Raw genomic sequence first — 25,693 nt, 5'->3', positions numbered from 1 at the left:
TTTAGATTTGCCGTTTTAAAAATACACAATAAAAAAGCAGCCCGAAAGCTGCTTAATCATAATGAAGCCGTTAGAAACTCACTAATGAAAGCTGAGTTATTACAAACTTATGCTTCTAATGCTTTAGTGATTTTCTCATACAGATCTTTAGCCAGATTGTCTAACGTGGCTAATTTCTCAAGCTCTGCACGAATGAGCCCCTGACGAACCTCATCGTATTGACGATATTTCAATAATGGATCGATCAAACGAGAAGCCACTTGTGGGTTACTTTCATTCAATGTATGCAAAATCTCACTCGCAAATTGATAACCCGATCCATCCACAGCATGGAAGTTCACTGGGTTTTGAGCAAAAAATGCCCCTACTAAACTGCGTGTACGGTTTGGATTTTTTAAGCTGAATGCTGGATGTGACATGGTTTCTTTTATCACGGTCAATGCATTTTGAGCTGGGTTGGTTCCTTGCAACATAAACCATTTATCCATCACCAAACCATCATGACTCCACTTATCACTAAAGTCTTTCATGAGGGTTTCACGACAAGCTAATTGAGCTTGGTTTGCCGCACTCATTGCCGCCATAGTATCGGTCATATTATTGGCTGTGTCATATTGAGCAACGACTAAAGACTCTCCTTCATCCGTTACCGCTAAGTAAGATAAACAAACATTGCGTAATGAACGTTGCCCAATTGCAGCATGCTCAACCGTATACTGTTCTTGTTTTAGGCTATGATAAATCGCCGTCAATTCATCCACTAATTCCGCAGCAATGGAGCGTTTAATAAAGCTTAATGATTCAGCAATGGCATCCACATCGACTGGTTTAAACCATCCTGCTACTTCATTTTGACTTGGCAGTGTCAGCATTTCTGCGATAAAAGCAGGCTCTAAGGTTTCACTTAGCAAAATCCCTTTAAACGCATCTAATACTGACTGAGGTAAAGAAAGCTCAGTGTTTGTCTTCCAAGCCTGAATATTTTGGCGTAAGTACTTGGCTAATAAGGTTTGCCCTGCATCCCAACGAGCAAACTCATTACGTGCTTGATTCATCAAAAAGACTAAGTCTTCATCTTTACACTGGTACTCCAATTTCACCGGAGCAGAGAATTCACGCAATAAAGATAAAATAGGCTCAACCTCAACATTTTCAAAAACAAAACTCTGTTGATGTTGAGTAAAGTCTAATACATTACCCACTTCTTGACCGTCAATCACCATAGGTAACACCTCACCATTAGGTGCATAAAGCTCAACATTCATCGGAATGTGCAAGGCTTGTTTTTGTGGCTGATCTAAAGTGGCATCCGTTTTTTGGGTTAAATGTAAGGTAAAGGTTTTTGCTTCAGCATCATATTGAGTTTGTGCCGTCACTTGTGGCGTACCTGATTGGCTGTACCATAAACGGAACTGGGTTAAATCGACACCTGAGCCCTCTTCCATCGCCGCCACAAAATCATCACACGTAGCCGCGGTACCATCATGACGTTCTACATACAATTTCATGCCTTTTTGGAAACCGTCTTCCCCTAATAAAGTATGGATCATACGAATCACTTCACTTCCTTTTTCATACACGGTTAAGGTGTAGAAGTTATTCATTTCGATTACTTTTTCAGGACGAATTGGGTGTGACATCGGGCTGGCATCTTCGGCAAACTGAGGCCCACGAATAATACGTACATTATTGATGCGGTTTACAGCACGAGAGCCTAAATCAGAAGAAAACTCTTGATCACGGAACACCGTTAAGCCTTCTTTTAAACTCAATTGGAACCAATCACGACAGGTAATACGGTTGCCGGTCCAGTTATGGAAATATTCATGACCGATAACCGATTCAATGCCCAGGTAATCTGAGTCCGTGGCCGTTTGATCATTCGCTAAAACATACTTAGAGTTAAAGACGTTTAAACCTTTATTTTCCATTGCGCCCATATTGAAGAAATCAACGGCGACAATCATGTAAATATCAAGGTCATACTCAAAACCAAAGCGCTCTTCATCCCACTTCATCGCATTGATGAGAGAAGTCATCGCATGAGGGGCGCGATCTAAATTCCCTTGATCCACGTAGATCTCAAGATCAACAGTACGGCCAGATTTAGTGGTAAATTGATCACGTAAAACATCAAATTGACCCGCTACAAGCGCAAATAAATAAGAAGGCTTCGGATGTGGATCGGACCATTTTACCCAGTGGCGGCCATTGTCTAGCTCACCTTCTGCAATTCGGTTACCATTACTTAATAAAAATGGGTTTTCTTTTTTATCTGCAATGACCGTCGTCGTATATTTTGCTAGCACATCAGGGCGATCTAAAAAGTAAGTAATGCGACGGAAACCTTCCGCTTCACATTGGGTACAGAATGCACCACCTGATTTATAAAGCCCTTCTAACGCCGTATTGGTCGATGGGTTCACTTGCGTCACAATGCATAATTCAAATTCATCAGGTAAGTCATGAATATGAAGTTGTGTTTGAGTCACTTCATATGCAGACCACTCAACGCCATTAATCGTGATACCAGCCAACTGCATATGCTCGCCGTCCAAAGTCAGAGTTGAAGAATCCCCTTTCTTAATCACTTTCGACGTCGCAGTAATTTTTGAATCTTCATCATATAGATCAAAAATCAAATCAATATCAGTAATGGTAAATTCAGGTGCCATGTAATCTTTACGATACTTAGCTTGTGGCTGGTGAGTCATAATTCATCCTTTTCATATTTGAAAAATTCAATCCATTCTGACATAAAATCCCAGCATTTCCCATTTCGACCTTCACTAAAATCTAGTAAATAAATAAACAACAAAGCTTATGATTACTTTTTAACCTCAATGAGAGTGTATTAAGAACTCACCTCTAGTGCATTCTAATGTTTACGTTGAAAAGCAATATACATATCAGCATCATCACTACTTAACACTAACTGATTATTTTTTAATGCAAACTGGGACGCTTGTTCTCCATCTTTAAAAATAAAGTAGATGTTGTTGTCTTCAATGTAATACACCCCTTCTCTATATTTATTTAAACCATTTGTCGCAGTCGATTGAATGGAAAAATAAAAGTCAGGGTTAAGAATCAAATCGATTGTTGAAATATAGCCACTCATCACATCAGCCCCTCTCACTTCGGTACTTTGCCAGTAACCAGATAAATGAGGCGGCATAGTTTTGTATAGCGTCACTCCATTTAAAACCAATTGGTTAGGATAGACACGATATTGAAAAATTTGAGGATGAACAGAGTTTGCACCAATGATTAGTTGATTATTCTCGACGCTATATTCACCCGCCCAAGAATCTCGAGTGTGACCTTTACGTTTTACGGAAATATTAAATCGATAGTTAGACTCTAATGAAAGTGAAATAGATTGAAAATCAATATGTTCATTTCTGGGTTCAGGATTAATGATACTCCATTGTCCGATTAAAAAAGGATCTTCAAATAGAAACATATCATGCTTTATTGGTGGGTCTATTGAACCTAACGTTAAGCAACTTAATAAAATGATCATACTTTTCATGACTCACCCTAAGCAATGGTATTTCTATAAGCTTAGATGGCAACACTGATTGAGCCAATTTCTGATCACATAAAAAAGAAATAAAAAAACGAGGCGATTAACCTCGTTTTGATTAGTTATGAAGATAACCTACAACTGCCGTCAGAAAATATTATCCTTTGGATAAATCTGCCGTAATTGCCACTGCTTCATTTAAGTAAGCATCAGGAGCTTCATAGTCTTTAGGAATGTCATCTAACGATTTAAATTCTGGTTTTTTAGCCAGTTTTTGACGCATATTAATACGTTTTAAACGTTCTTGTTCCGACTTATCTGCTTCTTGCTCACGATACTGTTCATTTAAAGAAATCGTAGTATCGTCTTTTTCAGCTTGGTATTTCGCAATATCTTGTTGAATAAATTTAAACTCAAGATCGTTGGCAATACGTTGCTTATGCTCAACCGTTAATTGGTTAATTTCAGCCGCTAATGCTTGTTGTGATTCAACAGAAGCATAATTTGCCGCCGGAATTTGATCCCAAGGTAAAGCATTATCTTCGACACTTTCACCGGTATCTTCTGGTGCAATCGCTGATGGGAAAGCGATATCAGGCGCGACCCCTTTTCTTTGGGTACTGCCACCACTGATACGATAGAACTTTTGAATCGTATATTGGACATAGCCCAATTCCTGATCAAACGTATCGTAGATATGAGTTAATGAGCGATGTTGTTGAACCGTACCTTTACCATAAGAATTTTCACCGACAATAACCGCTCGGTGATAATCTTGCATGGCTGCTGCAAAAATTTCTGACGCTGAGGCACTATAGCGATTGATCAATACCGTTAATGGGCCTGAATAATATTCAATATCATCATTATCACTATCGACATTCACGCGATCATAACTATCACGCACTTGAACCACAGGGCCTTTAGTAATAAATAAGCCTGATAATTCAATCGCTTCGGTTAATGCACCGCCACCATTATTACGTAAATCAACCACCACACCATCAACTTTGTCTTGGTTAAATTCTTGCAATAACTTATTCGTGTCTTTGGCTAATCCAACATAGAAACTAGGAACTTCCAATACGCCTATTTTCTTGCCATCTTTTTCAATCACCTTCGATTTAACCGCTCTATCTTCTAAGCGAATTTTATCGCGCGTAATTGTGACAACGTGACTTTTAGCGTTCTTACCTTCCGGTAGAATCTGTAGATGAACCTTGGTGCCCTTTGGTCCTTTGATCAGTTGTACGACATCGTCAAGACGCATGCCGATAATATCTACGATCTTCTTACCATCTTGCCCGACACCAATAATTTTATCGCCTTCAGACAATTCTTTCGATGAAGCCGCAGGCCCTCCGGTAACCAAAGAACGAATGATGGTATAATCATCTTCCGATTGGAGAACCGCACCAATGCCTTCTAGAGATAAACTCATCTCAGATTGGAATTCATCTGCCGAGCGTGGTGATAGATAGCTAGTATGAGGATCAATCTGACGTGCAAACGCATTCATGTAAATTTGAAAAACATCTTCACTGTGCGCTTGTGTAATACGTTTAATCGCATTGTTATAACGCTTGGTTAATAACTCTTTGATTTCAGGCCACTTCTTCCCTGTTAATTTCAGGTTAAGTGCATCGTATTTCACTCGCTGACGCCACAATTCATTTAATTCAGCCGTATCTTTTGGCCATGCTGCTTTTGAGCGGTCCAACTCCATTTTCTCATCAGTGTTAAACTGAATTTCGTGATCAAGTTGAGTCAAGGCATAGCTAAAACGCTCGTAACGACGTTTCATCGATAGATTAAACATATCGTAGGCTGCAACCGTATCGCCTGATTTCAACTGATCATCAATTTCAGTTTCAAATGGTTTGAAACGATCAATGTCTGATTGAGTAAAAATATTACGGTTATAATCGAGCGATTCTAAATAACGATCAAAAATGCCTTTAGAAAAAGCGTCATCTAAATTGAAATGCTTGTAATGAGAACGAGTAAAACGACTAGCTACTCTTTGACTGGCAATAGAATGTTGTATTTCTGGTGCCAGGGTGGGAATTTGTGATTCACTGATCGTAGGTTGTACAGCAAATGCAGAGTTTGCTGCCAGCGTTAAGCTAGCAGCAAGTAGTGAAACGTTTAATCGGCAATTCATGCGTAGGAATATCCTTTTATACGCGTAAGTGCTCCGCTTTCACGACCATTTGTAAGCCGTTAGCAAGACGGACACGCACATCGTCTTTATTAATCTCAACAATCGTTGCTGCCATGTTTCCTTGACCCATGTTCACATTGATATTTTTACCGATGACAATTTCATCTGAATTCAATTCGCGAGTCTCAACGGGAGCAACTTTTTGAGTTGTCTTTTTCGATTCTGGTTTTGGTTTGCGCGGAGCTTTTGGCGCAGCTTTCGCTTTTGCCTTTGCAATTCGTTCTTCACGGTTTTTATCCGCTTGCTCTTTACGACGAGCTTGAACACGAGCTTTACTTTCAGCCAATGTGGTTTGAGCGTGTTCTACATGCTCAGCTTCTAATTCACCGCATGCATTACCATCAAGGTCAACACGAGTTGCGCCTAATTTTACGCCGTGAAGATAGCGCCATGAAGATGTGTACTGACGTAAAGCCGCACGCAATTGTGTTTTGCTTACTTTAGCATCGTCACTTAAACGCTCAGCTAAATCTTGAAAGATACCAATTTTTAAAGGCTTCGCTTCGCCTTCTAAAGTAAAGCATTGTGGGAAACGTTCAGCAATATAGGCAATGACTTCTTTGCTGTTCTTTAACTTTTCAGTGTTTTCCATGAGGGTTCCTGGTTAGTGCAGAGTGCATCTGCACGGGTGTTCATATAAATAATTCTGGCTATTATAGTGAGATGGATATGAAAAACCACCAGCACATGCAAATTAACCTGAGTTATTATACTTAAATGGCGATAAAATGTATTCTAATCAATCAAATATCACGCTTTTGTATGATGCGATTCTAGGATTAATTCCACTTCTTTCATCATTGCCACTAAGCCTTGCTCATCAATGTCTGAAAATCGACCAATTTTTGGACTATCAATATCCAAAACGCCTACCACCTTACCATGGACAGAAAATGGAATAACAAGTTCCGAATTACTTTGAGCATCGCAGGCAATATGCCCTTCAAACTCATGAACATCTTTAATTCTTTGTACTGTATTTTCCGCTACTGCCGTACCACATACGCCTTTACCTACAGGGATACGAACACAAGCAGGCTTACCTTGAAACGGCCCAAGAACCAATTGATCATTTTTGAGTAAATAAAACCCTACCCAATTAATGTCGTCTAATTCCATATTCAATAGCGAACTAATATTAGACAAGTTAGCAATTAAATCCGGTTCTGATTCAATTAAGGCGTTTACTTGGGCGGTAAGTCGCTGGTACATCTTTAAACTCATGCTTTAATTTCCATATTCATTCTATACACGTACAATGCCTTATCCAGAAAATAGGAATAATTATCATTATGAATAACAACGATAGGCATCTTATTAATAAGAGTTGGTTTTTGACTCAAATCAAGAAACATAAGAGTAAATTAATCTTTGCCAATGTGGTAGCGATTTTCGCCACTATTATTAGTGTCCCTATTCCCCTTCTTATGCCATTAATGGTTGATGAGGTTTTACTCAACAAACCCGCCTCAGGTATTGCATTTATCAATTCAATCTTGCCTCAGTCTTTACAAACCCCTGCAGGTTATATTGCCTTTGTCTTTTTATTGATCGTGTTGATGCGAACGGCAAGCCAATTATTAAACATTCTTCAAAGCCGACAATTTACTCTCGTTTCCAAGACCATTACCTATCAAATTCGTGAAAAAATGATCGATAAACTGGGCCTTATCAGCATTCAACAATATGAAACTCGTGGTAGTGGTGGCATTAACTCTCATATTGTGACGGATGTAGAAACTATCGATCGCTTTATCGGCACCACATTAAGCAAGTTTATTGTTAGCTTTCTGACGGTATTTGGTACAGCAATCATTTTATTATGGCTAGATTGGCGACTTGGGTTATTTATTTTACTGGTTAACCCTATTGTCATTTACTTTTCCCGCAAGCTCGGTGGAAAAGTTAAAACCTTAAAGCAAAAAGAGAATCAATCTTTTGAACGCTTTCAAAATCGCCTCATTGAAGTCTTAGATGGCATTTATCAATTACGGGCTTCCAACAAAGAAAAGCTCTATTTAGAACAATTAAAATCTCAAGCTAATGACATTCGTCAGGATGCAGATAAGTTTGCTTGGCAATCTGAAGCGGCAGGTCGTCTGTCCTTTTTATTATTTTTACTCGGTTTTGAATTATTCCGCGCGGTGGCCATGCTAATGGTACTGTTTAGCGATTTAACGATTGGACAAATTTTTGCGGTCTTTGGTTACTTATGGTTCATGTTAAGCCCGGTACAGGAATTACTTAATGTACAATTTTCTTGGTATAGCGCTAAAGCAGCTTTACAACGCATTAATTTATTACTCGAAATGGAAGAAGAGCAACGCCCAGTGACCACCAAGAATCCATTTAAAAATCGCTCAAATATAGAAGTAGACATTAACGATGTGTGTTTTGCCTATAATGACGAAGCTCAAATTCTCAATCATTTAAACTTAACCATCCCTGCTGGGAAAAAGGTGGCTTTAGTCGGTGCCAGTGGTAGCGGTAAGTCTACTTTAATTCAACTACTTATCGGGGTCTATCAACCACAAAAAGGTCAGATTTTATTTAACGATATCGCTGCTAATCACATTGGCTTTGAACTCATTCGTGATCAAATAGCAGTTGTATTACAACAACCTATTCTGTTTAATGATACTCTTAGACAGAACTTAACCTTAGGCAGTGACTATCCTGATGACGCATTATGGGATGTCTTACAAGTTGCCCAGTTAGATGATGTCATCACGCAACTTTCTGATGGGTTAGAGACTCAAATTGGCCGTCAAGGTGTGCGTTTATCTGGAGGGCAAAGACAGCGGCTTTCTATCGCGAGAATGCTGCTGGCAGATCCACAATTGGTTATTTTAGATGAAGCGACATCAGCTTTAGATACGGCAACGGAATCTCGATTACATCAAGCGATGAATCATTTTTTAAATGGCAGAACCACATTAATCGTGGCTCATCGCTTATCAGCCGTCAAACAAGCAGATTTGATCTATGTCTTAGAAGATGGACAAGTAACGCAAACTGGTACTCATACTGAGCTTGTTAACCAATCGGGGTTATATAAAACGTTATACGGTAACGCGGCAAGCGCTTTGCAAAATTAACTCGTACCTAATACCCGTTTAAATTTAAGGATGAAGTAAGCCAATGAACGGCAATGGGATTAATCATTCCACAATGCAAGAACATGCCACAGCCTCTCAGTCTGTGGCTAAGCTTGATCGCGCCCAATACTACCTTATCTGCCCTAATTGTGACTTAAAACTCCCGAGTAAACCGGTAAAACACCGTATCAATGCGCACTGCCCTCAATGCGATACTTTATTGTACCGCGGTAAGCATTTTTTATTACACACCAACCTCATGTTAGCTCTGAGTGGCTTACTTTTTTTTATTCCCACTCTCTTTATTCCTTTTATTTCAATACGGCTGATTAATGTCAATTTTTCATCTAACCTCACCTCTGGTGCTTTTGCGTTGTTTAATGAAGGTTATACGACATTAGGCCTCTTAATTTTTATCTGCAGCTCTGTACTCCCATTATTATTATTTTTATCGGTTATTTGTGCCCATTGGGGATTAAAACATCATCATTTTACGGTGTTTAAATACGCTTTAGTTACCTTTCAAAAACTCAAACATTGGTGGATGTTGGATGTTTTCTTATTAAGTATTGCGGTGGCGGCATTTAAGTTAAGAGAATATTCGATCGTCACACCGCAAATTGGACTGATTGGCCTCATTTTTGCGCAAATCATCGCAATTACCTTAATTCTACGAATGAGCGTTCGTCGTTATTGGCAAAGGTGGCATCCTGCTGAGCATTATTCTGAAGAACAAATCTCATCACATTGTCAGCATTGCCACTTATCCCAGCCTCACACCACACAATGTCGACGTTGTCACAGCCCCATTTCATTTCGAAAAAAACATTCCATTCAAAAAACTTGGGCTTATCTGATTGCCGCCAGCGTCTTTCTTCTTCCAGCTAATGTGCTCAATATCTCCATCATTTTTAGTAATGGTATTCGCTATGAAGATACGATTTTTTCTGGTGTCGTGACGTTAATGAATGGTCATATCCCTATCGCCATTATCATTTTTGTTGCCAGTATCTTAGTTCCCATAGCAAAAATCATAGGTTTAGCTTATATTTTAATCTGCATACAATTAAAATCGTCTGTTGATCAATATCATAGGATGAAGCTGTTTCTCTTTGTAAAGTGGATTGGTAAATGGTCTATTTTAGATCTTTTTGTTATTGCCACCACGATAGCCCTCGTCGATAGAGATCAGATTCTTGATTTTTCTCCCGGCCCTGCGGCAATGGCTTTTGCGGCCGTCGTGGTGTTTACCATGTTCGCAGCCGAAAGCTTAGACCCTCGTTTAATCTGGGATACCACCAATCAACCCAATAATAAGAATGAAGCCTCTTATGAAGAATGAGCAATCCAAACCTCACGTTAAGTTAAAGCAAGACCGAAAAATATCCCCTTTATGGATCTTGCCAATTATCGCTTTATGCTTAGCCGCCTGGCTCGGGTATAAGAGTTATTCTGAAATGGGGCAACGTATTCAAATTCATTTTTCCAATGCCCAAGGATTAATCGAAGGAAGAACCACCATTCGCTATCAAGGTTTAGAGGTGGGAATTGTTCGTAAAATCAGCCTTGCCGATAATCTAAAAGACATCTTCGTGGATGCCGATATTTATCCTAAAGCCACTAAATTACTCTCTGAAAATACACGTTTTTGGTTGGTCAAACCTAAGGCAAGCTTAAGCGGTATCACAGGTTTAGATGCGTTAGTCTCAGGGAATTACATTGCGATTCAACCTGATGATGATGTGATGACAGGTAAAAAGCATACTGTAAAAACAAAATTTACCGCCCTAAAAGAAGAGCCAATGGATATCCGCTCTCAAAATGGTTTGAGTTTAATTCTCCATTCAAAAGACTTAGGATCGATCACCGTGGGTTCTAAAGTAATGTTTAGAAAAATCCCAATTGGCGAAGTCACCAATTTTAATCTGGCAGATGATTCCAATTCAGTCACAATACAAGTTTCCATCAAGCAACAATTTGCTCATATCATCAATTCAGATAGCCGCTTTTGGAATGTCAGTGGCATTAATGCCAATGTTGGATTTAATGGGATTGATGTTCAATTAGAAAGCATGAATGCCCTTCTCATGGGCGCGATTGCCGTGGATTCACCGCAAGATGGCCAAAGTGTCTCCGACAACCATGCTTATAAATTGTACCCTGATTTGAAAACCGCCGGACGTGGTATCCGAATCACCATGACAATCCCTGATGAAAGTAACATCACGCCTCACTCTCCGATTATGTATAAAGGCATTGAAGTGGGACGTATCACTGATGTCAATTTATCGAAAGATAAAAACCAAGTCATGGCTTCTGCCGCCATTGACCCCGCCTTTTCGGATGATTTAAATACCGGTTCTCATTTTGTACTTGAAGAAGCAAAGCTATCTCTCACCGAAATGAAAAACGTCAGTAACTTTATTCGTGGAAATTTTGTCAGCTTAGTACCTGGAACCGGAGAAAAAACGCGCCAGTTTACAGTGATTAAAAAAAATGAACTCTTAAATGCGGCTAATCAAACCACGCCGATCACACTGACCGCAGAAAACACCTACGGGTTAGAAGAAGGAACGCAAATACTCTATCGCGGTATTCCTGTCGGCAATGTTAACAAGGTCCACCTCGATGGCGAACGTGTACGTTTCGATGCACAAATTGATACCCAATACGCCAATTTAGTGAAATCCAAAACCCGCTTTTATATCAACTCCAGTGTTGATGCTAACTTCACAGGAACCGGTGTCAATGTCTCCATGCCTCCGATTAAGCAATTACTCGCCGGCTCTATTACTTTCGATAGCCAAGGCGAAAGTAAAATCAATAAGGAATATCACCTCTATGCAAGTAAACCCTTAGCCGACCTTGCTAAATATGAAAATGCCGGTTCAAGCAGCCTAACGCTATTTGCTAATAATCTCCCTCCGGTCTCCATTGGCAGCCCTGTTCTATATCGTAATTTAGAGGTTGGTAAAGTGTCACACTTCTCTTTAGTCGATGGAGGGGTAAAAATTCAGTTGCGAATAGAAAATCGTTATAAATACCTTATCACCAAGCAAACCGTTTTCTGGAATCATTCTGGTATCCAAGTTGATGCCAATTTAAGCGGATTAAAAGTGACCGCGTCACCAATTACTAGCTTAATTAAAGGCGCAATATCATTTGATAGCCTTCCGGGGGTCGATAACAAGTTAAAAGAAAACTGGCTCTTATACCCTGACTATAAATCTGCCCGCCAATTTGGGAAAAAAATCACGTTAATTGCGACAGACAATCAAACCATTAATATTGGCTCAGCGATTAAATATCAAGGAGTGCAAGTGGGTGAAGTGACCTTAGTGCATCCTAATTTTAATAAGAAAAACGTGGAAATCACCGCCAGAATATTCCCTGAATTTGTTGCTAATGTCACTCCTAAAGGCAGTCATTATTGGGTAGTTTCCCCTGAAATTGGCCTCTCTGGAGCCAAACATATTGATGCTATTTTAAGTCCTTACATTGAAGTAAAACCGTCAAACGCCACTGAGCTGGAAAGCGTGTTTAACTTAACGACCCGCTCACCGTCCTCCTCTGGGGTGGTATTTTATCTGCAAAGTCCAACAAGAGCCTCCGTCAAAGCGGGTGCTCCTTTGCTGTATCGTGACTTTGAAGTAGGCCAAGTCAAAGACGTTGAACTCGGTGATTTAGCCGATAGGGTTATCACTACGATAGAAATACAGCCTCAATACGCTTATTTAATTCGCAAAAACTCGGTATTTTGGAATGTCTCAGGGGTTAATGTGAGTGTAGGGATCTCTGGTGCCAAAATAAAATCAGGTACTATGGATGATATTTTACGCGGCGGTATTGCTTTTGCTACACCGGATGATGAGTCTCTCCAAAGCAAAGCCAGTGCAAAGTCCACCTTCTTACTTCATAAAGAACCGCAACCTGATTGGTTAAATTGGCAACTCGCCATTCCCAAATAAAGTTGAGAGAAGAAATGCAGTTGTTAAATCAGCTGCATTTTTTTTTAGTTACGTTAAAATTTGCCTTTGATTCTAACCTCACGAGGCTATTCCTTTGCATTCCAATGTTCACCTACCTTCTGACTTTCTAGCCCTAGTCGAAGAAACCATGCCTAGTCATTTATCAATGGATGATTTTATTGCCGCCTGTCAGCGTCCGTTACGTCGTAGTATTCGCGTCAATACTTTAAAAGTCTCAATTGATGAGTTCCTAGTGATTGCTCAGGAAAAATGCTGGGATCTTTCGCCCATTCCTTGGTGTAAAGAAGGATTTTGGATTGAACGTGAAGATGAATCCGTACCTTTAGGCAATACCGCAGAACATCTCTCTGGCCTATTTTATATTCAAGAGGCTAGTTCGATGTTGCCAGTTACCGCATTACTAGACGGCCATCCCCCGCTTGAACTGGTGCTCGATATGGCAGCCGCTCCCGGTTCCAAAACCACTCAGATTGCAGCCGCCATGAACAACCAAGGTGCCTTAATTGCCAATGAATACGCAGCAAGTCGAGTGAAAGTGCTCAGCGCAAATGTGCAACGCTGTGGGATCCACAACACTACTCTCACCAATTTTGATGCCCGTGTTTTCGGTGGTTGGTTACCGGAAACCTTTGATACGATTTTACTTGATGCACCCTGCTCTGGTGAAGGCACAGTACGTAAAGATGCCGATGCTATGAGTAACTGGGATTTAGCCTCGATTCATGATATTGCCATGACTCAATATGATTTAATTGAAAGTGCTTTCCATGCTTTAAAACCCGGTGGCACATTAGTCTATTCAACATGTACATTAAATCATCAAGAAAACCAACAAGTGTGTATGCACCTCAAAAATACCTTTGCCGATGCCGTTGAATTTCTGCCATTAGGGCATCTTTTTACCGATGCAGACAAAGCATTAACACCTGAAGGCTTTTTGCATGTCTATCCTCAAATTTTTGATAGTGAAGGTTTTTTTGTCGCAAAAATCAAAAAACTGTTCTCCACTACGCCACCAGAAGTCAACAAGCGCTTAGGTAAATTTCCTTTTAAACCTGCCGAAAGCAAGATTATTCAACAGTTGATCCATGAGTTAAAAGCCTCTCTTGGATTGGATATCCCAACCTCAAGTCAAGTCTGGTTACGCGACAATGAAGTCTGGTTATTCCCCAGTGCGATGGTGCACTTGATCGGTGAGCTACGTTTTAGCCGCATCGGAATCAAATTGGCTGAAGCATTAAAGCCTTCCAACAAAAAAAATGCTCCGTTATATCGTTGGCAACACGAAGCCGTAATGGCTCTGGGACAATCTAACCAAGCTAACAACGTACAATTAACACTTGAAGAGGCGCGTGAGTGGTTTATGGGACGAGATGTTCGACCTAACTTACCAGCAGGCAAAGGCGAAGTGATGGTTTGCTATTCTGGGGCTGTCATTGGCTTAGGTAAATGGGTAGGTAATCGCATTAAGAATGGCTTACCACGTGAATTAGTCCGAGATAAAAACTTGTTCTAACCAGCCAATCTCAGCCAAAATGAAAGCCAATCGTTAGCTGAAACCTAATAGGTGATGAATCACGACTGGACAATCTGAGGTGATGTACTACTGTTTAAATGTATACTGCTTAAGTAATCTGCATTTATTTACGCAGTGCTCGCCTAGAGCATTCCCCTAGGCTCGTAATCATGATTATTACGAGCCCTTTTTTGTCTATTGAGATTTACTTAAATTATTGAACCACTTCCCATTGTCTGATCAAGCGATTTTTATCCTTTCCTTCAAGCCATTGATTCACTTTATTTAGCAGTTCCGTATTGTCTTTTTTCATCATATAAACTTTAAAACTCTTTGTGCCATCCAGCACTTCATTCGAGGCAATACAAAACACCCCTTTCTCATTATTTTGATAATAACGACCTTCGATTAAATCCGTAAACATCACATCCGCGGTTTGATGTCTGATCGCCATTAAAGTATCAAAATTATCTTTTTTACGAATAATTTGAGCATGTTTTATGTGCTGATTAACATAAGCTTCGTTGGTGCCACCGGGGTTCACCACCACTTTCACAGCAGGTACATCTATCTCTTCTAAAGTTTCAAATTCCAAATGCTGATTACAATGAGTTAGCGCAATCTTGCCATTTTTAGCCACTGGATTGGATAACGCAAATTGTTGAGCACGCTGCTCGGTTTTAGTGACTCCTCCCGCAGCAATATCGAACTGATCACTTTGTAGGTCATGGCTTAAGTTCGGCCAAGTAGTTTGTATAAACGTTGCCTTTAAATTCAATGATTTCGCTAATGCTTTTGTCATATCAACATCAAAACCCACCAATTGCCCTAGTTTATTTTTAAATGACAATGGTGAATAGTCGCCGGTTAAACCAATACGCAGCTCGCCACTGGCTTGAATCTCATCCCACGTTCTGGCTTGCGCAGAAAATGTCGAAATCACAGCTCCGCATAACAATAAACTCTTAACAAAATGTATAATGGTTTGGTATTTTTTCATCATTTTACTTCCCTGTGAACGGTATGACTCAACCTATTTATTCGGATATTTTATAGATAAAGTGAAGTCATTCAAAAACTATATATTTAATTAACCTCAACTGCGGATAACTACGCTTTGTATTCAAACTCTTCTTTACTCTACAACTATTATTTACTTTTTAATATAGACCGCTTGCTTTACTTTAAGCGATGAGTTCGACTAATCATACTATTAGTATAATTAGCCTTAACTATGGATAAGAGCGTTACAATAAAACCATAAAACACTGATATATAATGATAAAATACCCATCAATACGTAAGATTAGTATTAATCACAGCGGAATAAAAGGGATGAGAATAAATAAATGCCAAACTTCATCCTTGAAGTTTAGAGTCGATGAATGGACAAAATCGAGGCTTAGTTTAGTGACGCACAATATTAGGTAATTCGTTAATAAAATAATGCTCCCTTTCTATCACTCCAGCCTTTTCTCGCTGCTGCGCTAATTCGGGTACGTCTAGAAAAGCAACGGCTTTTTTATAATCAAACACCTTAAACATACAAAATACATTCACTTCACTTGTTTCTGCTGCCGCTTCTTGCCACAAACTTTGCAGCATAAGCCCTGCTTCTTCATAAGAAATGGAATTAACCGAAAAGTAATCGTGCCACGCCTGGTAATCCATAATTTTATTTCTACATAAAAGATACATATTCAAACCTAGTTAATCACAACCTTAAGTTGTTAACTTTTAGTGAGACGCTATTGAATGTCAAGTATACAAAAACATCAAGTAAAGCTTATTAAACTCGTCTTTAAAAAATCATTTCTTTGACTTATCTCAACTCGTGGCGTTCAAAATACATTCGTATAAAAAAGCTGTGCAATAAAAAAACGCACAGCTTTCACTGTACGTTCTTCTTGGTGTTTAGTTCTTAGTATATGACTAACCAATCAATTAGATCTTATAGATCCCATCACTTTCGATGCGAATTTTACCTTGTTTATATAAACCGCCAATGGTTTTCTTAAACGTCCCTTTACTGGTTCTAAAAACAGTAAAAATGGCTTCTGGTGTTGATTTATCACTTAAAGGAAGGAAGCCGCCTTTGGTTTCTAATACATGCATCACTTTTTCACTTAAGTCATCCATCTTAGCCACGCCGACTTTTTGCAATGACAGGTTAATACGCCCATCTTCACGAATGCCTTTTATATAACCTTTCAAGCGCTTACCAACAAACAGCTTACCAAAAACATCCGATTTGAAGATAACGCCCCAATGAGATTCATTAATGATCGCTTTAAAACCAAGATCGGTACGTTCAGCAATTAACAATTCAACCTGTTGGTTAACTTCATAATTAGCTGGAGTTTTATCGAGTAACTTATTGAATTTAGTAGTACCAACAATCCGGCCTGACGCTTTATCAGAATAGACATACACTAAAACGTTTTGCTCTTCACGCAAAGGCACGCGTTGGTTGCTGAAAGGCACTAGTAAGTCTTTTTTATCAATACCCCAATCGACAAACGCACCTACACTATTGACGCCAACCACATGCATCATCGCCCATTGCCCTACTTGAGCTAATGGCGTTTCTGTGGTGGCCGATAATTGGTTATCTGAATCAAAATACAACATGACATCAATATCATCACCAACCTTCAGCCCTTCAGGCACAAACTTATTCGGTAGTAATACAGAACCATAATCCTCCGCATCGAGGAAATAGCCAAAATCGGCTTGCTTAGTGACAGTTAATGTATTGATTTGACCAATTTTAATCATGAAAACTCTTATTTATTATACAAGTATAGGGGGAATAGCTGGTGCAGAACACGAGACTTAAGACATTATACGCCCCTGCTTGTATTATTCACGTAAATACTCAATAAAAATAAAACTTCATCTCCAGGCGCCAATTTACTCCATCACCTTAACCGATAACGTCAGTTCAAACTCAGCCATGGGTTTCTCGCCATGCAAAGTAGGACAAAGAACCGTAATACGTACCGCTTGATTGACCCGCTCCCCGGTTGCCACCGTTTTCGCTAACATTTGGTCAATCAATTTGCCATCATGACAGACAAACACCACATCATCTTCTGGACGAGCAAGAAACTCTGCTTTGACGGCTTTAAAGGCTAAAGAGATTTTCTTGCCTAATTGCTCAGCTTTAGCAATGGCTAAAAATCCTCCTGCGGTATCAGCTCCAACCGCTAAGGCACCAAAATACATACTATTTAAGTGATTTTTTGTGGCCGTTACTAAGGGGATCTTAATTTCAACGCTTTCGTCAGTTAAACGTAATATTTCAGGTTTGCAGTAACCAATCATAGGCACCATTTGTTCACTAAAATATTTTAAATGCGCATTGGCTTGAGATAAATGGTCCATTGTTTATTCCTTATTTGATTCACATCTGACCAGTTAACGTATTATTAACACTCTGGTCAATAACCAATGCGTAATCTTGCTTAAGAGATAAAAAAAACCGATCACGAGATCGGCTTTTTGTGAACCTATCGAAAGTTTAGACAAAACCGTTACAGCAAAACTTGCACTTCATCTAATTCAGCTAAGGCATTCTGCATTTTTGGTAACTGCAGTAACTGTTGGCAATAGACGATAGCCGGTTTCTTGGCTTGATTGGCTGATTTCACCGCTTGCGCAATTAGCAGTAATACCGACTCATGTTCTGGATTAAACAAGGCCTGCAATGATTCATTATGAATATCGATACCCAAAGTAAGCTGAGTCAGGTTACCCGTATTAACAACTAGGCCATCAAAATATTGCAGCAATTTATCGGCAAGTAAAATAGATGACGGTGAATCGCAACAATACAACACTTTTAACCCACCTAACCCCCTTGGTAGCCCTTGTACCGCAAGACAATCAATGATCATCGCCGCGTCACTTAAAGCTCGAACAAACGGGACAACAATCTCAACATCGATACCTTTATCTCGCAATTGCTTAATGACTCGACATTCTAGTTCAAATGAATGAGTAAATTCAGGAGAAGAGAAACGAGATACCCCACGCACACCAATGGCTGGGTTGACTTCCGTCTGTTCAATACTGCCACCTATCAACGCTGAATAAGCATAACTATCGGCGTCAGACAAACACACTCGAATATGTTGATGTTGAGGTAAAATGGCATTTTCGATACTACTCACTAAAGTGGTCACAAAATGATTATCAATGATTGCCGAGTCCAACTCCTGTACATTCAAAATCGTTTGTAAGTGGCAAGTATCCGCTTCAGAAAGATGCACTAAATTCAGACCAATTTCAGGGTGATAATAAATATGTTCTTGTACTAATTCACTCAGGGAAACAAAAAGATGGCTTGCCTTATCAACTGAGTCTTTTCGTTGCGAAGGCAGAACATCACCAATGAGTGCATTAGAAGGAATGGTTCCTTGTAGATCTTGAGACATAAATACTCCATTAATTAGTCGCGATAACTTGAAAATACTGAGTTAACCGCCACAAAACAAGCAAAAATACATTTTCCGCTAAAAATACATCCTATTTAGAATTAAAAATCAGAAAAATTCAGAAGAAAGAACGTTAGAACGTTTATTCCATCACATATTTCCGTTATCTTTACGCAGTGTACTTTAAATGAAGACAAACGAATGCCTTTTGTAAAAACTGATGAGCTTAGAACTCAGCCTTTAGGCCCCATGCCTACCCCTTTAGAGTTAATGCAAGCTCATCCAATCTCTGATGAAGTGGCGGCACACATTGAATCCTCTCGTCGTCAGATTGAAAATATCTTATCCGGAAACGACTCTCGCCTACTGGTCATTGTAGGCCCATGCTCAGTACACGATACTGAAGCTGCGATGGATTATGCACAACGCTTAAACGCACTCCAAGAGCAATATCAAGACCAATTATTCATCGTAATGAGAACCTACTTTGAAAAGCCTCGTACTGTCATTGGTTGGAAAGGTTTAATCAGTGATCCTAATCTAGATGGCAGCTATGCCCTTGAAGCTGGCTTACATAAAGCCCGTAAACTGCTGCTTGATATCAACAAACTGGGTCTGGCCACTGCAACCGAATTTTTAGATATGATCACCGGTCAATATATCGCTGATTTAATCTCTTGGGGAGCGATTGGCGCGCGAACTACTGAATCACAAATTCACCGAGAAATGGCCTCTGCCTTGTCTTGTCCTGTGGGGTTCAAAAATGGCACCAATGGCAATGTGAAAATCGCAACCGATGCCATTCGTGCGGCACAAGCTTCGCATTACTTTTGCTCTCCAGATAAAAATGGCCGCATGACGGTTTACCGCACTTCAGGTAACCCTTATGGTCATGCAATTCTACGTGGTGGCGAGACTGGACCAAACTTTGATTCACACTCGGTAGAAACCGCGTGCACCCAATTAAAATCAGTGGGGTTAACGCCACGCTTAGTCGTTGATTTTAGCCACGCTAATTGCCAAAAAATCCACCGTAAACAACTGGATGTCGCCAAAGATATTTGCCAACAAATCGAAAATGGCTCTCAATCGATTGCCGGCATCATGGCTGAAAGCTTTATTGAAGAAGGGAATCAACCTATTGATGAACTTTCCGCCCTCACTTACGGTAAATCCATTACTGATCCTTGTTTAAGCTGGGAAGATACCGCAGAAATGCTTTCCTTACTTGCCCAAACCATTAAAAATCAATCGGAGAAAAACTGATCATGCCTTCATTTGACATTATTTCTGAAGTAGACAGTGTTGAAGTAAGAAATGCTACTGAAAATGCCAGCCGTGAATTAGATACCCGTTTCGACTTCCGTAATGTAAACGCAAGCTTCGAATTTAAAAATGATATCGTCAAGCTAACCGCCGAAAATGAATATCAAATTGGTCAGATGATGACGATACTTCGTGGTCAATTGGCTAAACGTGGTGTCGATGCGAATGCACTTGATCTTCAAAAAGCCGACCAAACCGGCAAAACGCATACTCAAGAAGCTTGGTTTAAGCAAGGTATTGATGTCGCTGTCGCGAAAAAAGTCGTCAAACTGATCAAAGACTCTAAGATCAAAGTTCAGGCTTCGATTCAAGGCGATAAAGTGCGTGTTACTGGTAAAAAACGTGATGATTTGCAACAAGTCATGAGCCTGGTACGTTCTTCTGAACTTGAGCAACCTTTCCAATTTAATAATTTTAAAGATTAATGACCTGCTAACTGGGTTCACAAATCTGAATCTATTCAAGGCTGCTTATACCAACAGCCTTAATACCAAGTGATTCAACGCTAAACGAACCAGCATTAAACTAAAAATGGCACGTGATTGAACGTGCCATTCTTATCTCGGCTCCACTGCCAATACAAACAGTAATGTTCAGATAATAAGTACGATTGGTATCATGGCTTATGATTTGACTCCCAGCTTAGCCATCAAAGCTTTTACATCGGCTAACTCTTGTTTTTTCTTGGTTAATGAAGCATCAATTTTACCAATTTGTTCTGTCGCTAACTTTTCTTTATCACAAGAATCCGATTTAGGGTCCCAACTTGTCCCATCTTTAAACAATTTACATTCTTCTTTGAGCTTTTTGCTTTGTACGACCAACTTCTCGCGAGTCGTCGTTAACTTGGTAATCTGTGCTTCAAGCTGCTCTTGCTGGGCGAATAATTCATGAGATTGTTTATACAAATCACTTTGCAGTTCCGTGGTTTTCTCAAGCTCTTTATTTGCGGTTTTTAAAGTCACCGCCTGCTTTTTCTGTACCACTAAAGTCTGCTCAACTTTTTTCTTTTGTTGTTGGATTTTGTCCAATTGCTCAGTCAGTTGTTGGATTTTCTCTTCTTGAGTTTGAGATTGTTGCGCAAACTTTTGTTGCAGTTGCTCGACAGAAGATTGTAACTCTTCATTCTTGGCCTGCAGAGCTTGGTTTTCATTGGCTAACTCAGTTTGTTGTGACTGTCGTTGTTGCGCCTCAGGATTAAGCTGAGTATAAGTCACAAGTGAGCCTAAAGCCCCACCAATAACGACAGCAACAAGCAGTAAAACTTTATTATTCATGAATGAATGGTTCCCAAAAATAATCAACAAAGAAGAATCGCTATAACCCAAAACGTCATTAACGAAGTAATTCTGTTATCACAACAAACGCCACGTACACCAATAAGGCAACCGATAATGTTATCGCCACCCACTTTTGCAAGGTTGCATTGGTGCGGTACTTGATCAGCAAATACGCTAATACTGCAAATATAGCAATGGCAATTAATCGATTCATCGTATCCCTTATTAGACCAATTGTACTCATTATCAGATCATTCTTGCTTGTTCAAAGGCTCGATAACTGTGTTTAACTTTTTGCTCGTATACGCTTAACTTTTCGCTTATAAAAGAGGTTAATTGTAGAATAGCGACTTATCAAAAACTTCTGCTTTGTTCTCAAGCTTTTTTCCTACGCAATTTCTGACCATCTAATTTGTGTAATTGGTATTACCCCTTGAACGAGCTTAACTTTAGGATTTATAACATAATCACGACAAAATACCTTAGTCTAGCTCAAGGTTTGTTTTCACAATGTCATATTCAGAAAAATGTCATACCCAGTAATATGTTTTATCTAGCAAAAGATAGTCTTGTCATTTAATCATTATCTAACGCTAATTTTAGACCAAGAGTCACTAAAACGGCACCGGTGACCCCTTCCATCCATTTCATCATAGAGGAATTTTGAATCCAGTTTTTTGCCGAATGTACCATAGTGGCAATCCCACACTGCCAAATCATCGCAATGACAAAATGAATGCACGCCATGAATAAAGATTGCAATAAAGCCGAATGTTGGGGGTTAATGAACTGCGGCAAAAAAGCCAAATAAAAGACAGCTGTTTTTGGGTTCAAGACATTCGATAATAAACCTTCGCGGAAAGAACGCTTTATCGAGAGCGGTTTACCGACACTGCCACTCGTCACATCAAGCTGCCCCTGACCTTTCCATACCGCTATCAAACTGGTGATCCCAAGGTAGACCAAATAGGCCGCGCCCACTAACTTCATCGCATGAAATAGCTCCGCAGATTGCAATAAAATGGCGGAAATCCCAATTGCAGACAAAGTAGCGTGCACAAACAAACCACAACAAATGCCAAGACTGGTCACGCAGCCATCCATGCTACCACTGCGAGAGGTATTACGAATCACCAAAGCGGTGTCTAACCCTGGGGTTAAGGTCAAAATAGTAATGGCGACTAAGAACGCCCCGGTATTTACAATATAAAAGTCCATGATATCCCTGCTCAAAAGCCATAAACGTTGAAATCCTCTTTTGTTATATCAGTGAAACTAAATGAAAGAAAGTGTTTTGCAGCGTTCTTTTCAAGATGCTATAACCTCTTAAAACTAAAGATCTTAAAAATGAATAAAGGAATATGATGAGCGACTATCAAAAGCTGGTTCAGCATTCACAAAAATTAGCGAATTTTAATCATTTGGCGGCCATTTCTGGCTGGGATCAAGCGGCGGTCATGCCCGCAGGTGGTAATGAGGCTCGCTCTAACGCCATGGCTGAATTATCCGTTCTTATCCATCAGCTCAATACCGCCCCTCAATTAGCTGACTGGTTTGCGGGCGCAGAACAAGAAAGCTTAACACTGCAACAACAAGCCAGCTTACGAGAAATGAAACAGCGTTGGCAACAAACGACAGTCTTACCGCAAGATCTTGTACAAGCCAAATCATTAGCTGGCTCTAAATGTGAACATGCATGGCGTACCCAACGTCCAAATAATGATTGGTCTGGTTTTGCCAAAAACTGGCAAGAAGTGGTGAACCTTTCTCAACAAGAAGCACAAATTCGGGCAGAAAACCTCGGCACAACCCCTTACGATGCGATGTTATCGTTATACGAGCCTGGCACCACCAGCACTTCATTAGATAGCGTTTTCAACGACGTCAAAACTTGGCTGCCTAATTTAGTCGATCAAGTAATTGAAAAACAAAGTCAAGAGTCCTTTATTCAACCACAAGGACCATTTTCAGCTGCCAAGCAAAAAGCATTAGGGCTTAAAATCATGCAGTTTTTACAATTTGATTTTAACCATGGCCGCTTAGATGAAAGTGTGCACCCATTTTGTGGTGGGGTTCCAACCGATGTACGAATTACCACCCGTTATGATGAAGCAGACCTTGTCCAATCCTTGATGGGCACCATTCATGAAACTGGTCACGCTCGCTATGAACAAGGCTTGCCGAAAGCGTTCGCAGGGCTGCCAGTCGGCGAAGCGCGCTCAATGGGAATTCATGAATCTCAATCTCTCTTTTTTGAGATGCAATTAGGTCGTAGCCCTGAATTTATTGCCCACTTATCCCATTTAGCACAACAAGAGTTCCAAGCAAACGATAATCACGCTTTTCACGCTCACAACTTTCAAAAGCTATATACTCGAGTTGAAAAAAGCTTTATCCGGGTCGATGCAGATGAACTCACCTATCCTGCTCACGTCATTTTACGTTATGAAATTGAACGTGACTTAATCAATGGCAAGATTTCATTTCAAGATGTCCCTGAATTATGGGATCAAAAAATGCAGCAATACCTAGGTTTAACCACCAAAGACAACTTTAAAAATGGTTGCATGCAGGATATCCATTGGACCGATGGCTCATTTGGTTATTTCCCAAGTTACACATTAGGTGCAATGTACGCTGCACAATTTATGGCAGCCATGAAAAAGACGGTTGATGTTGAAGCAGCGATTGTTAGCAGCGATCTCTCCCCTATTTTCTCTTGGTTATCGGAGAAGATTTGGAGTAAAGGTAGTAGCTTAACTACCGATGAATTAGTAAAAGCGGCAACCGGCGAAACCTTGAATGCCGCGCACTTCCAAGCACATTTGAGAAATCGTTATTTGTAATCAAGTTAATCAATAGAGGCCGAGTCATCGCTTTGGCTCGGCTGAAAAGATATTTGCTCTCAAACTCATAATACTCAGCCTCTGAAGCAATATTCAGAGGCTGAGTGACGATTTCAGCGCTTATTTAGTGTGGAACATGGTGGTGCTGGTATGTTCAGGGCTTGACCAAAAATTAATATTAAATTGTGCATCATCACTTAACTCTACACGATGCCAATATTGAGGTGGGCTGGTGGCAAATTGACCCGCTTTAATTACTACTTTAACTTCCGGCTCTGTTGCTGACTCATCCGCAAATCCAAAATAAGTCACTTGTCCTTCCATCACACATATCTGTCCAAATACCCCTGCGGCGGTATTGTGGTGTGATAGTAATGCTGCGGGGACATTCTCTTTAGTAAAAAAAGGAGTTGAACGTCGAACTGTCCAATCTTTTGGAATACGTAAATGTGACATAATAATATACCTCTTATACCGTAATTTATTAATTAGCCATGCTTTGTGATAAATCACGAAGTAATGGGAAAGCGTGCTTAACTTGACTATCCGTGACGACAAACCCGATCAATTGTTGCTGCTCATTTTTAGCTTTAGCCACGATTCCCTCTTGCGATATTTGAACACTCCAATGGTATCCCCATTAAAACACGCAATAATGAGTTGAATCATTACCTGTTTTAATCTCAAGAGCAACGTAGAATCCCGCCCACAAATTCAGACATTAAATGCAACTTCTCAAGGAATGAGAGCCGTTTATTTTTTTATAGGTTCATTCTGTATGCTTAACAAACTTTTTCTTACTCCTGTTCTTTTATTAAGCACCTTACCGTTAACAGCTCAAGCTCATTGGTATATTGGTGGTTCTGTTGGTCAAGCTCAATTTAGTGATACGTATGTTGAAGCGCAAGCTTTGGGTTACTCAACAACGCAGCACCTTTCGCTCCAAGAAGATGACTCTATGGCGGTTAGTATCTATGGTGGTTACCAATTTAATCCTTACTTTGGCTTAGAGGCCAGCCTTGCCGGAATTGATGCTTTAAATGGTTCTTATGCTTCAATTGGCGACATGAGCTACTTAGCACTACAACCTAAGATTTCTTATCCTGTAACCGATAATTTTAGTGTGTATGCGAAAGCTGGGATTGCGTATTTTAATGCTGAAGTCAAAGTCAGTAATCAATTGGCAGGCTACTCATCTTATTCAACATTCTCGGAGTCTGATGTTTCTGGCATTCTTGGTTTAGGCGTCGATTATGCGGTAACGAATAATGTCACTATCCGTGCATCTTGGGATTATTTAAGACCTGAACTGGATTTAATTGATAACGGATTAGCCAAAGTTACCGTAGATTCTGATATTAATATCTTCTCATTAGGCCTCAGTTACCACTTTCTATAATTAATCATTTATAATAGGGGCTTTCCTGCCCCTATTTAGTGAGTAAC

Annotated in this window: 22 protein-coding genes and 1 pseudogene; 8 read left to right on the top strand and 15 right to left on the bottom strand. The window is 39.9% G+C overall.

The genetic code is table 11. From position 1 onward, the window contains the following. Positions 1-107: 107 nt before the first annotated feature. The 5 genes from pepN to VCA1004_RS05635 all read right to left on the bottom strand — a co-directional run bounded on the left by pepN (position 108) and on the right by VCA1004_RS05635 (position 6,977). Positions 108-2,714 (bottom strand): aminopeptidase N, encoded by a 2,607-nt coding sequence (pepN, locus tag VCA1004_RS05655; protein ID WP_086984367.1) that lies wholly within the window; start codon positions 2,712-2,714, stop codon positions 108-110. Between the two features lie 164 nt (positions 2,715-2,878). Next, complete coding sequence (locus tag VCA1004_RS05650; protein WP_086984368.1) at positions 2,879-3,535, bottom strand: lipocalin-like domain-containing protein; 657 nt, start codon at positions 3,533-3,535, stop codon at positions 2,879-2,881. 151 nt (positions 3,536-3,686) lie between these two features. Continuing rightward, a complete protein-coding gene (gene prc, locus VCA1004_RS05645) occupies positions 3,687-5,693 on the bottom strand; it encodes a carboxy terminal-processing peptidase (protein WP_086984369.1) in 2,007 nt (668 codons plus the stop codon). A gap of 16 nt (positions 5,694-5,709) precedes the next feature. Next, entirely contained in the window at positions 5,710-6,345 is a 636-nt protein-coding gene (proQ, locus tag VCA1004_RS05640; protein WP_086984370.1) for an RNA chaperone ProQ, read from the bottom strand. Positions 6,346-6,503: 158 nt separating this feature from the next. Next, positions 6,504-6,977 (bottom strand): GAF domain-containing protein, encoded by a 474-nt coding sequence (locus tag VCA1004_RS05635; protein WP_086984371.1) that lies wholly within the window; start codon positions 6,975-6,977, stop codon positions 6,504-6,506. 68 nt (positions 6,978-7,045) lie between these two features. Here VCA1004_RS05635 and VCA1004_RS05630 point away from each other — a divergent pair, with 68 nt between their 5' ends. From VCA1004_RS05630 to rsmF, 4 genes are all read left to right on the top strand, one after another. Next, on the top strand, positions 7,046-8,851 hold the full coding sequence (locus VCA1004_RS05630; RefSeq protein WP_086984372.1) for an ABC transporter ATP-binding protein: 1,806 nt from the start codon (positions 7,046-7,048) through the stop codon (positions 8,849-8,851). A 43-nt stretch (positions 8,852-8,894) separates the two neighbouring features. Next, positions 8,895-10,193, top strand: a complete 1,299-nt coding sequence (locus tag VCA1004_RS05625; RefSeq protein WP_232012630.1) for a paraquat-inducible protein A — start codon at positions 8,895-8,897, stop codon at positions 10,191-10,193. Further along, entirely contained in the window at positions 10,183-12,819 is a 2,637-nt protein-coding gene (locus tag VCA1004_RS05620; RefSeq protein WP_086984373.1) for a PqiB family protein, read from the top strand. The genes VCA1004_RS05625 and VCA1004_RS05620 overlap by 11 nt, the downstream gene beginning before the upstream one ends. A 94-nt stretch (positions 12,820-12,913) precedes the next feature. After that, positions 12,914-14,356, top strand: a complete 1,443-nt coding sequence (gene rsmF / locus VCA1004_RS05615; protein WP_086984374.1) for a 16S rRNA (cytosine(1407)-C(5))-methyltransferase RsmF — start codon at positions 12,914-12,916, stop codon at positions 14,354-14,356. Between the two features lie 214 nt (positions 14,357-14,570). On the opposite strand, the gene VCA1004_RS05610 is transcribed toward rsmF, so the two are convergent. The 5 genes from VCA1004_RS05610 to VCA1004_RS05590 all read right to left on the bottom strand — a co-directional run bounded on the left by VCA1004_RS05610 (position 14,571) and on the right by VCA1004_RS05590 (position 18,795). Then, a complete protein-coding gene (locus tag VCA1004_RS05610; RefSeq protein ID WP_232012629.1) occupies positions 14,571-15,359 on the bottom strand; it encodes a transporter substrate-binding domain-containing protein in 789 nt (262 codons plus the stop codon). A gap of 404 nt (positions 15,360-15,763) precedes the next feature. Next, positions 15,764-16,027 carry a hypothetical protein gene (locus tag VCA1004_RS05605; protein WP_164520831.1) on the bottom strand — a complete coding sequence of 88 codons (264 nt, stop codon included), beginning with the start codon at positions 16,025-16,027 and terminating at the stop codon, positions 15,764-15,766. A 273-nt stretch (positions 16,028-16,300) separates the two neighbouring features. Then, complete coding sequence (locus VCA1004_RS05600) at positions 16,301-17,134, bottom strand: CvfB family protein (RefSeq protein WP_086984376.1); 834 nt, start codon at positions 17,132-17,134, stop codon at positions 16,301-16,303. Positions 17,135-17,269: 135 nt separating this feature from the next. Beyond that, complete coding sequence (locus VCA1004_RS05595) at positions 17,270-17,743, bottom strand: PaaI family thioesterase (protein WP_086984377.1); 474 nt, start codon at positions 17,741-17,743, stop codon at positions 17,270-17,272. Positions 17,744-17,892: 149 nt separating this feature from the next. Further along, the gene (locus tag VCA1004_RS05590) at positions 17,893-18,795 is read right to left on the bottom strand and encodes a putative PEP-binding protein (RefSeq protein WP_086984378.1); all 903 of its coding nucleotides are present in this window, start codon (positions 18,793-18,795) and stop codon (positions 17,893-17,895) included. Positions 18,796-18,996: 201 nt separating this feature from the next. Between VCA1004_RS05590 and VCA1004_RS05585 the strand changes: the two genes are divergently transcribed. Together VCA1004_RS05585 and VCA1004_RS05580 are read left to right on the top strand one after the other, a co-directional pair. Beyond that, the gene (locus VCA1004_RS05585; RefSeq protein WP_086984379.1) at positions 18,997-20,061 is read left to right on the top strand and encodes a 3-deoxy-7-phosphoheptulonate synthase; all 1,065 of its coding nucleotides are present in this window, start codon (positions 18,997-18,999) and stop codon (positions 20,059-20,061) included. Positions 20,062-20,063: 2 nt separating this feature from the next. Further along, entirely contained in the window at positions 20,064-20,546 is a 483-nt protein-coding gene (locus VCA1004_RS05580; RefSeq protein ID WP_086984380.1) for a YajQ family cyclic di-GMP-binding protein, read from the top strand. A gap of 198 nt (positions 20,547-20,744) precedes the next feature. On the opposite strand, the gene VCA1004_RS05575 is transcribed toward VCA1004_RS05580, so the two are convergent. The 3 genes from VCA1004_RS05575 to VCA1004_RS05570 all read right to left on the bottom strand — a co-directional run bounded on the left by VCA1004_RS05575 (position 20,745) and on the right by VCA1004_RS05570 (position 22,619). Beyond that, positions 20,745-21,398, bottom strand: a complete 654-nt coding sequence (locus tag VCA1004_RS05575; RefSeq protein ID WP_086984381.1) for a hypothetical protein — start codon at positions 21,396-21,398, stop codon at positions 20,745-20,747. Positions 21,399-21,456: 58 nt separating this feature from the next. Further along, positions 21,457-21,615 (bottom strand): hypothetical protein, encoded by a 159-nt coding sequence (locus VCA1004_RS15195; RefSeq protein WP_086984382.1) that lies wholly within the window; start codon positions 21,613-21,615, stop codon positions 21,457-21,459. Positions 21,616-21,977: 362 nt separating this feature from the next. After that, positions 21,978-22,619, bottom strand: coding sequence for a LysE family translocator (locus VCA1004_RS05570; protein WP_086984383.1), 642 nt, complete (start codon positions 22,617-22,619; stop codon positions 21,978-21,980). 146 nt (positions 22,620-22,765) lie between these two features. On the opposite strand from VCA1004_RS05570, the gene VCA1004_RS05565 reads away from it, so the two are divergent. After that, the gene (locus tag VCA1004_RS05565) at positions 22,766-24,247 is read left to right on the top strand and encodes a carboxypeptidase M32 (RefSeq protein ID WP_086984384.1); all 1,482 of its coding nucleotides are present in this window, start codon (positions 22,766-22,768) and stop codon (positions 24,245-24,247) included. A gap of 120 nt (positions 24,248-24,367) precedes the next feature. Here VCA1004_RS05565 and VCA1004_RS05560 read toward each other — a convergent pair whose 3' ends face one another. Continuing rightward, positions 24,368-24,703 carry a DUF1971 domain-containing protein gene (locus tag VCA1004_RS05560; protein WP_086984385.1) on the bottom strand — a complete coding sequence of 112 codons (336 nt, stop codon included), beginning with the start codon at positions 24,701-24,703 and terminating at the stop codon, positions 24,368-24,370. A gap of 28 nt (positions 24,704-24,731) precedes the next feature. Then, positions 24,732-24,866: pseudogene (locus tag VCA1004_RS15190) on the bottom strand (NADH:flavorubredoxin reductase NorW); the annotation flags it as partial. A 159-nt stretch (positions 24,867-25,025) separates the two neighbouring features. Between VCA1004_RS15190 and VCA1004_RS05555 the strand changes: the two are divergent. Continuing rightward, positions 25,026-25,646, top strand: coding sequence for an outer membrane beta-barrel protein (locus VCA1004_RS05555; RefSeq protein ID WP_086984386.1), 621 nt, complete (start codon positions 25,026-25,028; stop codon positions 25,644-25,646). The last annotated feature ends 47 nt before the right edge of the window (positions 25,647-25,693 follow it).

The organism is Vibrio aphrogenes, assembly GCF_002157735.2.
Lineage (GTDB): Bacteria > Pseudomonadota > Gammaproteobacteria > Enterobacterales > Vibrionaceae > Vibrio > Vibrio aphrogenes.
The sequence above is the reverse complement of the archived record's forward strand: the minus strand, read 5'-3'. Positions and strand labels throughout refer to the sequence as shown.